The sequence below is a fragment of the Pseudomonas sp. HN2-3 genome, assembly GCF_020691745.1.
Taxonomy (GTDB): Bacteria; Pseudomonadota; Gammaproteobacteria; order Pseudomonadales; family Pseudomonadaceae; genus Aquipseudomonas; species Aquipseudomonas capeferrum.
Genome location: NZ_CP085704.1, coordinates 1841628 through 1855695, shown reverse-complemented (window position 1 = coordinate 1855695; position 14068 = coordinate 1841628). Strand labels below are relative to the sequence as shown.

9 protein-coding genes, 2 tRNA genes, 2 rRNA genes and 1 pseudogene are annotated in these 14068 nt (G+C 59.8%); 3 read left to right on the top strand and 11 right to left on the bottom strand.

Going from position 1 to position 14068, the window contains the following annotated elements:
* Positions 1-199: 199 nt before the first annotated feature.
* A complete protein-coding gene (locus LJX93_RS08490; RefSeq protein ID WP_033696674.1) occupies positions 200-715 on the top strand; it encodes a DUF4880 domain-containing protein in 516 nt (171 codons plus the stop codon).
* A gap of 20 nt (positions 716-735) precedes the next feature.
* On the opposite strand, the gene LJX93_RS08485 is transcribed toward LJX93_RS08490, so the two are convergent.
* From LJX93_RS08485 to LJX93_RS08470, 4 genes are all read right to left on the bottom strand, one after another.
* Entirely contained in the window at positions 736-1068 is a 333-nt protein-coding gene (locus LJX93_RS08485) for a DUF3325 domain-containing protein (protein WP_047583942.1), read from the bottom strand.
* Complete coding sequence (locus LJX93_RS08480) at positions 1065-2585, bottom strand: PepSY-associated TM helix domain-containing protein (protein ID WP_033696672.1); 1521 nt, start codon at positions 2583-2585, stop codon at positions 1065-1067. The genes LJX93_RS08485 and LJX93_RS08480 overlap by 4 nt, the downstream gene beginning before the upstream one ends.
* The gene (locus tag LJX93_RS08475; protein WP_033696671.1) at positions 2582-2869 is read right to left on the bottom strand and encodes a hypothetical protein; all 288 of its coding nucleotides are present in this window, start codon (positions 2867-2869) and stop codon (positions 2582-2584) included. The genes LJX93_RS08480 and LJX93_RS08475 overlap by 4 nt, the downstream gene beginning before the upstream one ends.
* A gap of 112 nt (positions 2870-2981) precedes the next feature.
* A complete protein-coding gene (locus tag LJX93_RS08470) occupies positions 2982-5222 on the bottom strand; it encodes a TonB-dependent siderophore receptor (RefSeq protein ID WP_033696670.1) in 2241 nt (746 codons plus the stop codon).
* Positions 5223-5428: 206 nt separating this feature from the next.
* On the opposite strand from LJX93_RS08470, the pseudogene LJX93_RS27460 reads away from it, so the two are divergent.
* A pseudogene (locus LJX93_RS27460) lies at positions 5429-5629 on the top strand (ArsB/NhaD family transporter); the annotation flags it as partial.
* 70 nt (positions 5630-5699) lie between these two features.
* Here the strand turns inward: LJX93_RS27460 and LJX93_RS08460 are convergent.
* Both LJX93_RS08460 and LJX93_RS08455 read right to left on the bottom strand, forming a co-directional pair.
* A complete protein-coding gene (locus tag LJX93_RS08460) occupies positions 5700-6989 on the bottom strand; it encodes a Y-family DNA polymerase (RefSeq protein WP_227696945.1) in 1290 nt (429 codons plus the stop codon).
* A 250-nt stretch (positions 6990-7239) separates the two neighbouring features.
* A complete protein-coding gene (locus tag LJX93_RS08455) occupies positions 7240-7668 on the bottom strand; it encodes a LexA family protein (protein WP_227696944.1) in 429 nt (142 codons plus the stop codon).
* A 100-nt stretch (positions 7669-7768) separates the two neighbouring features.
* Between LJX93_RS08455 and LJX93_RS08450 the strand changes: the two genes are divergently transcribed.
* Positions 7769-8473 carry an SOS response-associated peptidase family protein gene (locus LJX93_RS08450; RefSeq protein ID WP_227696943.1) on the top strand — a complete coding sequence of 235 codons (705 nt, stop codon included), beginning with the start codon at positions 7769-7771 and terminating at the stop codon, positions 8471-8473.
* A 34-nt stretch (positions 8474-8507) separates the two neighbouring features.
* Here LJX93_RS08450 and LJX93_RS08445 read toward each other — a convergent pair whose 3' ends face one another.
* From LJX93_RS08445 to LJX93_RS08425, 5 genes are all read right to left on the bottom strand, one after another.
* Entirely contained in the window at positions 8508-10322 is a 1815-nt protein-coding gene (locus tag LJX93_RS08445; protein WP_033696665.1) for an ABC transporter ATP-binding protein/permease, read from the bottom strand.
* A 169-nt stretch (positions 10323-10491) separates the two neighbouring features.
* Positions 10492-10607 (bottom strand): 5S ribosomal RNA (gene rrf / locus LJX93_RS08440).
* Between the two features lie 133 nt (positions 10608-10740).
* Positions 10741-13633: ribosomal RNA gene (locus LJX93_RS08435) — 23S ribosomal RNA — on the bottom strand.
* Between the two features lie 236 nt (positions 13634-13869).
* Positions 13870-13945 (bottom strand) — tRNA-Ala (locus LJX93_RS08430).
* A gap of 6 nt (positions 13946-13951) precedes the next feature.
* Positions 13952-14028, bottom strand: a tRNA-Ile gene (locus LJX93_RS08425).
* Between the last annotated feature and the right edge of the window lie 40 nt (positions 14029-14068).

The window sequence follows — 14068 nt, the reverse complement described above, 5'->3', positions numbered from 1 at the left end:
TTGCCGGGTCTTTTTTTTTGCTCTTCAGGCTAATGAAGATCGTGAGTGGCCGGCATGATAGCAAAAGTGTGTCAGACCGTGAACGCTCATTACAAAACTTTGCCGAATCAGCACTTGAGAATCAATCTCGTTTCACCTACGCTGATGAGGCATCAAGGAAGATGCCCCCACACCTCCCCTTTTGAGCAAGGAGCTGTCCATGACACGTCTGCTGCTGCCCCTTGAACACCCCACCGCCACTGCCGAGCACGCTGCCGAAGACGCCCTGCTGCATGCCCTGAAACGCCTGCCCCGACGCGTCCAGCAAGTGTTCCTGCTCAACCGTCTTGACCAACTGGATTTCGCCACCCTCTCTGCCCGGCTTGATTTGCCGTTGAGCAGCATCGAGCGCCATATGAACCAGGCGCTGCAGGCAGGCCGTTCGCGCCTCGATGTGCTGGCGAGCGTTGCCGGGCAATGGTACGTGCGCCTGCAGAGCCCCCACGTGACCGCGTGCGAGCGCATCGACTTTCGCCGCTGGCTGGATGCCGACCCGGCGAACTTGCAGGCGTTTCACGACACCGAGTTGCGCTGGCGCAGCCTGCTGGCCCCGGCCCGGCAACTTGGCCAGGACGGTTGGTACCGCCAAGGGCGCGCGGCGCTGTCGTTGGGGGGGTGTTCGATTGCAATGGGCCTAGGCGTTGCAGCGTTGCTGCTGTTTGGCTTTTGGGCCTGACCCCTGCTCAGTAACGGGCATCACCCAAACAGCTGCACCATCCCCCACACAGGCACAACCGCCGCCAAGCCGACGGCCAGCCGTGGCCAGTACGGCAGCAGCATCACCAGCAGCATCCCCGACAACGACATCGCGCCCAGCCAGGCCACCGGCCCCATGGCCCACCCCCAGGCTTGAGCGCACAACAGCAGGCTGACCAGCAACGCGAGCCATCCCGCGCCGCGCAACCCCACACGCAGCGCACGTGGGCAGGGCCGCTGCCATACCTGCTTGTAATGCCGTTCCAGGCCTTGGCACAGCCCGAGCATGCCGACGTAGGCGAACAACACGCCACCTGTGACCCACATCATCATGCGCCAGCCTCCACATTGCGCCCAGCTTTGGCCCGGATCGGCGCCGGTACCGCTTTGCCCACCCGCCACGCCACCAGCCCCAGCAAAACGCCCATCACCAGGGCACTGAGTACCACCCCCACGCGCATCGCATCCCCCACGCCGCCCAGTGCGCCCAAGCCGATGCACAGCACGGCCACCAGCAGCAGTTGCTCGACCCAAGCCCGCCGGGCCGGCCTGACGCCTGCATGCAACAGCGCCAACACCCACACACCGAAGAACGTACGCACTTCCCAGCTTTCCCGTTGCGCCAGCTCGACCGGCAGTACGCGGCTGGCCCACAGCAGGGCCACGCAGGCCAGCAGCAAGCCGCTGATGAAACCGACATTGCACACTTCGGCCACCCGGTACCAGCGCCGCGCCGAAGCCTGGGCCGTGCCGTTGCCATACTTGCGCCCACGCTTGACGCAGAACAGCACCAACCCACTGGCGATCATCACGCAACTGACCAGCCCACAGATGAAGTACAACCAGCGCATCGGGTAACCGCCAAACTGCGCGAAGTGCAGGCCGACCATCACCCGCTGGGTCAGGGGGGCCGCGCGCCATTGCGGTACATCGCTGAGCAGCTCGCCACTGACGCCATCGAAGACCATGGCCTGGCCTTTGGCGAGGGCGATGCGGTTGCCCAGCTCGGGGCGGATTTCGATGCGCGCACCGGCCGTGTTGGGGTTGCGGATGTTGAGGCCGCCCAGCGGCCCCAGCCGAGCCTCGGCCTGGGCCAGCAAGGGTGCTACATCGACCAGTTGGCCCGGCTGCCTGGCCAGCTGCCGAGGCTGCTCCAGGCGGGCATTGCCCTGGGCATTGAAGTAGGCGCGGCTGTCGCCTTCGAACAGCGCATCGACCCCTGCCGGGATGTAGATGAGCATGAAGATCACCAGCCCGGTATAGGTGATCATCAGGTGGAACGGTAGCAACAGCACAGCGCTGGCATTGTGAAAGTCCAGCCACGAACGTTGGCCCTTGTTGGGCCGGAAGGTGAAGAACTCTTTGAAGATTTTCTTGTGGATCACGATGCCGGTGACCAATGCGGCCAGCATCACCAGCGCCAACGCACCAACCACGAAGATGCCCCAGTTGCGCGGCAGGTCGAGGGTGAAATGGAAGCGGAAAAAGAAGTTGCCGCCAACGCTGTCACGCACCTCGATGGCCTCGCCGGTTCGCGGGTCGAGCTGCACGCCACCGCCATGGCGACGGTCGCCGGTGGATACGCGCAACCCCGGCGAGCGTTCGGTCGGCAGGCTGATGCCCCAGTTGCCGGCCTGCGGTTCATGGGCCTGCAGGTAGGCAACGGCCCGTCGCGCGGCATCGGCCTGGGAAACCTCGGTAGCCGGGACCTCTGGCTGCATCCAGTGGTCGAGTTCCTTGTCGAACACCGCCAGGGTGCCGGTGACGAAGATGGCGAACAACAGCCAGCCGAAGATCAGCCCGGCCCAGGTATGCAGCCAGGCCATCGATTGTGTGAAGGTATTCTTCATGCCAGCCACCCCAATGCCTGCGGCCAGAAGCCGAGCAATGCCAGCGGTGCGGCGAGGGCCAAGGGTGCCCAGGCGCGCACGGCATCACGGCTGGCAAAGGCCCAGAGGATTGCGCCGGTGTAGAAGACGAACGCTGGCAGGGTCGCGACAATGACTGCATCGGCGGCTGAAAGCGGCAACAACCGGGCCAGGCAGGCACTGGCGGCGTAGCTGAGCGCGTAGCCGCCAAACAGTGCGGCCGCGCTGCGGGAGAGGATCTGCAGCCAGGCGGGGGCTTGGATCATCGGGTGTCCCTCAAAGGTCATGATGGGGCGCGAAGCAAGGCCGCGCCTGCGTACAGGAGCGGCCTTGCTTCGCGCCGACCGATCGCAAAGGGCCGCACAGCGGCCCCAGGGGTCAGAAGGTGATGTTCAACGAGGCAAACACCGCCCGACCCGGTTGGTTATAGGTATTGGCCCCCGAGCTGCTGGCATTGCCACCGCGCAGGATCTGTTTGTCGAACACGTTGTTCACCCCCACCCGCACGTCATAGTTGGCGTTGAATTTGTAACCCGTGCTCACGTCCACCAGGCCGTAGGCTTCCACATCCTGCTGCGCATCCTGGTCGTAGCTTTCCTGGGTGCGGTAGTTGTAGGTCGGCGATTTCTGCTTGCCGAAGTACGTACCCGCGACCTGGAACGACAGCTTGTCGGTGGCGCGCCAGTCGAGGGTGGTATTGACCGTGTATTCCGGGATCACCGACAGCGGTTCGCCAGTCTCGCGGCTGTCGTTGTCGAGCATCCAGGTCAGGTTGGTGTTCCAGTCCAGGGTCGGGGTCAGCTCGATGAAGAAGTTGCCCTCGATACCTTCCACGCGCGCCTCGCCGGCGTTCTCCCACTGGGTCACGCGACGGCCGCTGTTGATGGTGTAGAGCACATCGGTGTCACCGATGATCTTGTTCTTGTAGTCGTTGCGGAAGTAGGTCGCGCTGGTACGCCAGGTGCCACGGTCGTACAGCAGGCCGATCTCCTTGTTGACGCTGATCTCGGGCTTGAGGTCGGCGTTGCCCTGCAGGTAGCAGCCACCGGAGTTGGTCTGCTGCACGCTGCAACCGTTACCCCGGCTGTAGAGCAGGTAATTGGGGTTGGACTGGTACAGGTTCGGCACCTTGTAGGCCCGGGCGATACCGCCCTTGAGCGACAGCGCCTCGGTCAGCTTGTGCGACAGGTTCAGGCTAGGGCTGAAGTTGTCGCCGAAGGTTTCGTGGTGGTCGAAGCGCAGGCCCGGGGTGACGGTGGTGTCGCCAACAATGATGTTGTCTTCGACGAACAGCGCGTAGCTCTTGGCGGTCATCTTCGAGTTGCTGCGATCGAAGCCGCTGATCGCGTCGTTGCCACCGCCGCTCGGGTCGAAACTCTGCGGGCGGAACGAGCCCTGATCGTTCAGCGACTCGTACAGGTACTCCCCCCCCAGGGTCAGCACATGTTCGGTGCTGCCCATCGCGAACGGCAGGTTCACTTCACTGCTCAGGCGTGTATTGCGCAGCCGCGACATGGCCGCGCCGCTGTCGTTGATCGCGCCTTCCGGGCCACCGGCCAGGCCTTCGTTGAGGCGCCAGTTGCGCACGTATTCATAGGCCAGGGTGGTCTTGCTGGTGCCCCAGGTGAAGTCGCCCAGGTGGGTCAGGTCGTAGGTGTTGCGTTGCATCACGTTGGTCTCGTGGCCATACAGGCTGGAGATCAGCTCGACATTGCTGCCACCGTTGCTGTTCATGGTGTCGCCGGCGTAGAGGTTGCCTTGGCGGCTGTAGCCGGCGCTGGCTTCGAGGCGGTGCTCATCGTTGAGCTTCCAGCTCAACAGGCCGTTGATGTCCTTGTTGCGCACGCCTTCGCGGCCAGCCGACAACGCACTGTTGGCATGGCTGGCGTTGATGTCCAGGTCGTCGGCATCGGTCTTGGCCAGGCCACCGTACAGGCGGAACCCAAGGTTTTCGGTGAGCCCGCCGCCCAGGTTGAAGTTGGCGCGGCGGCTGGCACCCTCAGCGCTGTCTTCGGGCATCTGCGTGTACAGGCTGACGCTGCCCTTGAGCTCATCGGTCGGGCGCTTGGTGATGATGTTGACCACCCCACCCATGGCGCCGGAGCCGTAACGCGCCGCCGCCGGCCCGCGCAGGATCTCGATGCGCTCGACCGCTTCAGCCGGCACCCAGTTGGTTTCGCCACGGGTGTCACGGTCGCCGTTCCAGCCGTAGCGCACGGCGTTACGGGCGCTGGAAGGCTTGCCGTCGATGAGGATCAAGGTGTTTTCCGGCCCCATGCCGCGCAGGTCGATCTGCCGGTTGTTGCCGCGCGCACCGCTGGCGCTGTTGCCGGTCAGGTTGACCCCGGGCTCGCGACGGATCAGCTCGGACAGGTCATTGCTCGGAGGGTGACGCTTGATGTCTTCTTCGGTGATGATCGACGAACCCAGTGCCTGCCGCGCCTCGCGCTCGGCGGTGACGAGGGTGTCCTGGATGACCAGGGTATTTTCAGCAGCCGGTACTTCCAGCACTTCACCCGTGCGTTGCTCTTCGGCGTGGGCTGCGGTCGCGACCATGGCCGGCGAGGCCAGCGCGACGAACGCCAGGGCCAGGCTGTTGGGTGAGGTTCTGGATTGCATCGGTACATCTCCTGCGGTTCATGAGCGAAAGGCACATCCTTGCCAGGCCGGAGAGCCCTCGCCCACCGCCCTCGCAAACACAATGTGGAGGTCAATAGGGGTGGTAAATATAGTGATTCTCAAATGAGTTTAAATCTTATTTACGAAACTTACATGTTTGTAACGGAACTTTGCTGAAACGCCCGAGCTTGCCCTACTCTGTGGCGGCCTCTTTGGCCCATCGAGACCTCGTCATGTCGATGCTGCTGGCGCTGCGCTTCTCGCCTGCCGCGACTCTGGCCTTCGTGATGGGCGCAGGTTTCATCGCCGACACCGCCAGCCTGCCGCTGGTGGTGTCGAACCTGGGGCTGCATGTGCTGGCGCGCAAAGGGGTCAGCATTGGCTGGGGGGATTACTTCAAGGTCGGGGTACTGCTGACGGTCCGGTGTTGCTGGTGACATTGGCGGCGTTGGCGGTGCGCTTGAGTATTTAGGTGCATCAGCGCTCTGTGGGCGCGCGGTTTACCCGCCACAACCCATCCACCTGCGTGGTAAAGCCTGCGCTCATCAACTCACGCCGCATCGCCCATTGCGCCGCCGCCGGCACCGCCGCACTGCGCAGCGTGCCCCTGCCCCAGCGCGCATTCACACCGTCGATCACGCTCATCACCCGCTCCGTCTGCAGCGTCTGCGACGGCGTAAACAAGTCGCCGGTGAACTCCCCGCGCCGGCACAACTGCAACAGCAACACCTCTGCCTTGCTGTAGCGAAAGCCCTGCCGATACACCCGGCCCACCGCCTCCAGGGCCATGCGCGTGAGCAGCCGCACGTCATCGGTAGGGTATGGCAACTGCACCACCACGCCATTGGCATACTTGGCTTCGTCCGGGTTGAACATGCCGGTACGGATGCTGACACGCATCTTGCTCGCCAGTGAACCCTGGCCACGCAGCTTCTCCGAGGCGCGCATCACGTAGGTGGCCACTGCTTCCTTGATGGGCGCCAGTTCGGTCAGGCGCTGGCCGAACATACGGCTGCAACAGATTTCCTGGCGTGGCGGATCGATGTCCTGCAGTTGCAGGCACGGCGTGCCGGCCAGTTCGCGCGCGGTCTTTTCCACCACCACGCTGAAGGTCTTGCGCAACAAGCCCGGCTCGGCGCGGGACAGGTCCCAGGCCGTGCGGATGCCCAAGCCCTGCAGGTGCGCGGTGAGGCGCTTGCCGATGCCCCAGACCTCGGACACGTCGCACTTTTTCAGCACCCACTCACGATGCGACGCAACCCGCAGGTCGACCACCCCGCCGCTGTGCACCGCCCAGCGCTTGGCCGCATGGTTGGCCAGCTTGGCCAGGGTCTTGGTGCCGGCGATGCCAACGCCCACAGGAATGCCGGTGTGCTTGAGCACCCGCTCGCGAATGCAACGGCCAAGGTAGTCGAGGTCGCCAGGCACGCCGGCCAGGTCCGCGAAGGCTTCGTCGATGGAATACACCTCCAGTGCCGGGACCATGCCTTCGATTACCGTCATTACGCGCTGGCTCATGTCGCCGTACAGCGCGTAGTTGGATGAAAAAGCCACGACGCCATGGCGGTGCAGCAGCTCCTTCACCTGATAATACGGCTGGCCCATCTTCACCCACTGCTTGGCCTCGGCGCTGCGGGCGATGATGCAGCCGTCGTTGTTGCTCAACACGACGATGGGTGTGCGCAACAGATCGGGGCGGAACACACGCTCGCAACTGGCGTAGAAGCTGTTGCAATCGATCAGGGCGAAAACGGGAGCAGGATTCATCGGGCGGCAACACGAATACTGTATTTATATACAGTTAAACACACCGCTGCGCGGATGCTGCTACCCGCTCATCCGATTTGCATCTTGGGCCAGGGCTCCTACAGTTTCGAACGTAACCACAAGGCCGATGCGCAGCGTCGAGAAACCCCAGCACATGGCCACCCGCCAAGGCCTTGCCGAAGATCCCACGCAGTGTGCGCCGGGGCTACCTTTGCAGGGCTTCGCCTGCTGCGCTGAACGGGCTGCGCCGCTATTTCAGGTCATGGCTGCGGACGCTGAACGTCACCACGCCCCAGATCGTCAACTCGTCGCCTTCGAGGATGTACCTCGGCGGGTAACGCGGATTCTCCGAGCGCAACGCCACCTGTCCGCCAATGCGGTGCAGCCGCTTGCACAGCGGCTCGCCATTGACCGCAGCGATCACGATCTGGCCATGCCGCGCTTCGAGGGAGCGGTCGACCAGCACCAGGTCGCAGTCGAAGATCCCGGCGCCCTGCATGCTGTCGCCGTCTATCCTGACCAGATACATGTGCGGGGCGCGCAGGTTGAACAGTTCGTCCAGCGAGATGGGCTGCTCCATGTGATCCGCCGCCGGTGACGGAAAGCCTGCCGGGATACGGAACAGATAACGTGGAACAACACCGCTACCGCAGGTGATGGGGCCCAGGATGGATGTCATGGTACGACCTTGAAATTAACTGTATATAGATACAGTATCGACCTGCTGAGTATCAGGTCAATTTCGGCGTAGGAAATTTCGACAAGTGGGGGTACATGCCATGTGCGGACGCTTCGCTCAATATCAGGGCCTGGCCGATTACCTGCGTGAACTGGACGCCGAACAGGACGTAATCAGCGGCTACGACAACCTGCCAATCGGACGCTACAACGTTGCCCCCGGCAGCCGGGTGCTGATCCTGCACAATGCCGAGCACGGCCTGCGCATCGACCCTTGCCACTGGGGCTGGGCACCTTTCTGGGCCACTCGCAAACACCCGACCCCCATCAATGCGCGGGTCGAGACAGTGACCACCGGCAAGTTCTTCAAGGCCCTGTGGCCTCAGGGGCGGGCCTTGGTAATGGCGGATGGTTGGTACGAATGGGTGGCCGACCCGCACGATGCCAAGCGCAAGCAGCCCTATTACATCCGCCTGAAAAGCCGCGCGCCGATGTTCATGGCCGCGTTGGCCGAAGTGCACACGGGGCTGGCGCCCAACGAGGGCGATGGCTTCGTGATCATCACCGCCGCCAGTGATGAGGGAATGGTCGACATCCATGACCGCCGGCCTCTGGTGCTGGGGCCGGCGGACGCGCGCGCGTGGATTGACGCTGATGTGCCAGCCGCACAAGCCGAACGCCTGGCGCGGGAGCGATGCCTGCCGGTGGAGGCGTTCGAGTGGTTTGCGGTGGGCAAGGACGTAGGGAATGTGCGCAACGACGGTGCCGAGTTGATCGTGATGCAGCATACCGAGCACCAGCCCTGACGTCGTCTTGCCGTTATCCGCGTGTGCAATGTCGCTAAACCGGAACCTGCGCCGGGTGCTGCTCCTGTACTGACCACCCCCCATGCCCATCCACTTCCAGGCGGTGGGTGTGGAACGCCGCCAAGGTACTGCGGTGGCCGACACTGACCAGCAAGGTGTCTGGCATTTCGCTGCGCAACAGCGCATACAGCGCATGCTCCAGCCCTTCATCCATTGCCGAGGTGGACTCGTCGAGAAACACCACCTGGGGCTGGTTGAACAGCACGCGGGCAAACGCCAGGCGTTGTTGTTCACCGACCGAGAGTATGTGCGACCAGTCACAACTGACATCTAGGCGCTCGGCAAGGTGGGCCAGGTTGACTTGGCGCAAAGCCTGCTGCATGCGCGCTTCGTCCTCGGGCACGCTGGCCGAGGGATAGGCGATGATGGTACGCAGGTCACCCAACGGCAGGTAGGGCCGCTGCGACAGGAACAACGCCTGATGCCCCGTAGGCCGTTTCACCTCACCTTCGGCGTATGGCCAGAGGCCCGCCAGGGCGCGCAACAAGGTGGTTTTACCGCTACCCGACGGCCCTTTGATCAACAGCGCCTGACCGGCACGCAGGCTCAGGGCGAGGTCGGCGATCAGGTGATGGCCATCGGGGCGAAGCACCTGCAAACGGGTGATATCCAGGGCGTGCGCCTGTTCCTCGGTGTTGACGCGCGGCAGTGAACTGGCCTGCTCGTTGGCATCCAGGAAGCCGGTCAAACGATCGAGGGTGGCACGGTATTGGGCAAACGCATCGTAGGACTCACGGAAGAAAGACAACGAATCCTGCACTTGGCCAAATGCCTGGGAGGTCTGCATGACGTCACCCAGCTTGATCGCGCCACTGAAGAAGCGCGGCGCCTGGAGGATGAACGGGAACACCACGGCGACCTGGCTGATGCCCAGGTTGAAGCCGCTGAACTTGAGGTTTCGGAAGACCAATGCCCACGCGTTGACGATCAATGCGCCAAAGCGGCCCAACAACGTACCCCGCTCGACATCCGCGCCCTGGTAGAAGGCAATGTTTTCGGCATTTTCGCGCAGACGCATCAGGGCGTAACGGAAGTTGGCGGTGAGTTTTTCGTTGAGGAAGTTCAGGCGAATCAGCGGGCGCCCGAGACGAAAGGCGATCCAGGTGGCGACGATCACATACAGGTAAACGGCAAAGACCATCGCCCGTGGTACCTCGTACCCCGCCACTTCAAGCGGCGCCGACAACCCCCAGAGGATGCCAGTGAAGGCTACCAGCGAGACCAGCGCGCTGACCGCGCCGAGCGCAAGCGACACCGAGTTGGTGACGAACGCGTTTACGTCCAGCTCGATACGTTGGTCAGGGTTATCTACCGGCTCAGCGAGGAACTGACTACGGTAATAGGCATCGCCATGCATCCAGTCGCGGGTCAAGCGCTCGGTGAGCCAGACTCGCCATTGAATGCTGAAAGCCTGTGTCACGTAGAACGTGAACAGCGAGCGCAATACGTGAATGGTCGCCAGCACCGCAAATACCCCAAGCAGGTACCAGAAGGCATTCTGGTCGAGGCCTTGCAGGGCACTGTAGAACCCGTTGTACCAGAATGAGAACAGCACGTTCAGGCGCACCGAGAACAGTGTCAGCACCAGTAGCAAGGCAAACACCAACAACGGCCGCCAACTGCGCCTGAAGCTGAAATATGCCCCGGCAAGCTGCCAGAACTGGCTGCCCCAGCGGGTATAACGTACTGCCAGTGTGGCGGCTGCGGTGAAGCAGACCAAGGTGATGAACGAGGCAATTGCAAGCCAGCTCAGACTCTCTTGCAGGGCCTGGTGCCAGTTCATTTCCATGATGGGTATCCATGCTGAGTATTTCCGCGAGGGTAGCACTACCCCGCGATTAATCAGGCATAGATGACGCAGATTTCATTGTCGGGTGCCCGGCAGCGCGATAGAGAGTGCAAGCCGGAAAAGACAAAACCCCTACCTGCTCGCGCAGATAGGGGTTTTGCGAAATGAATCTTGACGATGACCTACTCTCACATGGGGAAACCCCACACTACCATCGGCGATGCATCGTTTCACTACTGAGTTCGGGATGGGATCAGGTGGTTCCAATGCTCTATGGTCGTCAAGAAATTCTGTTGCCAGAACGTCCAGATGGACAGCCCAGCGAATTCGGATATGTGATGTTGTGATGTACATTCGAACTTTCGGTTCGTGTGTCTTCACCACCGCAATCTGCATGAGCAAATTGCTTGGGTGTTATATGGTCAAGCCTCACGGGCAATTAGTATTGGTTAGCTCAACGCCTCACAGCGCTTACACACCCAACCTATCAACGTCGTAGTCTTCGACGGCCCTTTAGGGGATTCTAGATCCCAGTGAGATCTCATCTTGAGGCAAGTTTCCCGCTTAGATGCTTTCAGCGGTTATCTCTTCCGAACATAGCTACCCGGCAATGCCACTGGCGTGACAACCGGAACACCAGAGGTTCGTCCACTCCGGTCCTCTCGTACTAGGAGCAGCCCCTCTCAAATCTCAAACGTCCACGGCAGATAGGGACCGAACTGTCTCACGACGTTCTAAACCCAGCTCGCGTACCACTTTAAATGGCGAACAGCCATACCCTTGGGACCGGCTTCAGCCCCAGGATGTGATGAGCCGACATCGAGGTGCCAAACACCGCCGTCGATATGAACTCTTGGGCGGTATCAGCCTGTTATCCCCGGAGTACCTTTTATCCGTTGAGCGATGGCCCTTCCATACAGAACCACCGGATCACTAAGACCTACTTTCGTACCTGCTCGACGTGTTTGTCTCGCAGTCAAGCGCGCTTTTGCCTTTATACTCTACGACCGATTTCCGACCGGTCTGAGCGCACCTTCGTACTCCTCCGTTACTCTTTGGGAGGAGACCGCCCCAGTCAAACTACCCACCATACACTGTCCTCGATCCGGATAACGGACCTGAGTTAGAACCTCAAAGTTGCCAGGGTGGTATTTCAAGGATGGCTCCATGAGAACTGGCGTCCCCACTTCAAAGCCTCCCACCTATCCTACACAAGCAAATTCAAAGTCCAGTGCAAAGCTATAGTAAAGGTTCACGGGGTCTTTCCGTCTAGCCGCGGATACACTGCATCTTCACAGCGATTTCAATTTCACTGAGTCTCGGGTGGAGACAGCGCCGCCATCGTTACGCCATTCGTGCAGGTCGGAACTTACCCGACAAGGAATTTCGCTACCTTAGGACCGTTATAGTTACGGCCGCCGTTTACCGGGGCTTCGATCAAGAGCTTCGCTTGCGCTAACCCCATCAATTAACCTTCCGGCACCGGGCAGGCGTCACACCCTATACGTCCACTTTCGTGTTTGCAGAGTGCTGTGTTTTTAATAAACAGTCGCAGCGGCCTGGTATCTTCGACCGGCATGGGCTTACGGAGCAAGTCCTTGACCCTCGCCGGCGCACCTTCTCCCGAAGTTACGGTGCCATTTTGCCTAGTTCCTTCACCCGAGTTCTCTCAAGCGCCTTGGTATTCTCTACCTAACCACCTGTGTCGGTTTGGGGTACGGTTCCCAGTTATCTGAAGCTTAGGAGCTTTTCTTGGAAGCATGGCATCAACCACTTCGTCGCCTAAAGGCAACTCGTCATCAGCTCTCGGCCTTGAAATCCCGGATTTGCCTAAGATTTCAGCCTACCACCTTAAACTTGGACAACCAACGCCAAGCTGGCCTAGCCTTCTCCGTCCCTCCATCGCAATAACTGCAAGTACAGGAATATTAACCTGTTTTCCATCGACTACGCTTTTCAGCCTCGCCTTAGGGACCGACTAACCCTGCGTCGATTAACGTTGCGCAGGAAACCTTGGTCTTTCGGCGTGGGAGTTTTTCACTCCCATTGTCGTTACTCATGTCAGCATTCGCACTTCTGATACCTCCAGCAAGCTTCTCAACTCACCTTCACAGGCTTACAGAACGCTCCTCTACCGCATCATCATAAGATGATACCCGTAGCTTCGGTGCATGGTTTGAGCCCCGTTACATCTTCCGCGCAGGCCGACTCGACTAGTGAGCTATTACGCTTTCTTTAAAGGGTGGCTGCTTCTAAGCCAACCTCCTAGCTGTCTAAGCCTTCCCACATCGTTTCCCACTTAACCATGACTTTGGGACCTTAGCTGACGGTCTGGGTTGTTTCCCTTTTCACGACGGACGTTAGCACCCGCCGTGTGTCTCCCATGCTCGGCACTTGTAGGTATTCGGAGTTTGCATCGGTTTGGTAAGTCGGGATGACCCCCTAGCCGAAACAGTGCTCTACCCCCTACAGTGATACATGAGGCGCTACCTAAATAGCTTTCGAGGAGAACCAGCTATCTCCGAGCTTGATTAGCCTTTCACTCCGATCCACAGGTCATCCGCTAACTTTTCAACGGTAGTCGGTTCGGTCCTCCAGTCAGTGTTACCTAACCTTCAACCTGCCCATGGATAGATCGCCCGGTTTCGGGTCTATACCCAGCGACTAAACGCCCTATTAAGACTCGCTTTCGCTACGCCTCCCCTATTCGGTTAAGCTCGCCACTGAATATAAGTCGCTGACCCATTATACAAAAGGTACGCAGTCACCTAACAAAGTAGGCTCCCACTGCTTGTACGCATACGGTTTCAGGATCTATTTCACTCCCCTCTCCGGGGTTCTTTTCGCCTTTCCCTCACGGTACTAGTTCACTATCGGTCAGTCAGTAGTATTTAGCCTTGGAGGATGGTCCCCCCATATTCAGACAAAGTTTCTCGTGCTCCGTCCTACTCGATTTCATTGATAAGAGATTTTCGTGTACGGGGCTATCACCCACTATGGCCGCACTTTCCAGAGCGTTCCACTAATCTCAAACCAACTTAAGGGCTGGTCCCCGTTCGCTCGCCACTACTAAGGGAATCTCGGTTGATTTCTTTTCCTCAGGGTACTTAGATGTTTCAGTTCCCCTGGTTCGCCTCTTGCACCTATGTATTCAGTACAAGATACTCAGCTTATGCTGAGTGGGTTCCCCCATTCAGAGATCTCTGGATCACAGTCTGTTTGCCGACTCCCCAAAGCTTATCGCAGGCTACCACGTCTTTCATCGCCTCTGACTGCCAAGGCATCCACCGTATGCGCTTCTTCACTTGACCATATAACCCCAAGCAATCTGGTTATACTGTGAAGACGACATTCGCCGAAAATTCGCATGCTGCTCAGTTAAGAGCACATCACAAATTTTACCTTAGCCTGATCCACTACCAGTGAAAGTAGTGTTCAGTCTATTTCTATCACATATCCGAATTTTTAAAGAACGATCTGACAAAAGCCAGAAATCAACATTCGACGCGAATGCTCATTTCTAAGTTTGATCAAGGTACTGCAAGAGTGGTGGAGCCAAGCGGGATCGAACCGCTGACCTCCTGCGTGCAAGGCAGGCGCTCTCCCAGCTGAGCTATGGCCCCGCATATTGGTAGGTCTGGGCAGATTTGAACTGCCGACCTCACCCTTATCAGGGGTGCGCTCTAACCAACTGAGCTACAGACCTATATAGGGTCTTGATCGTCTTCACATATGAATCAAGCAAT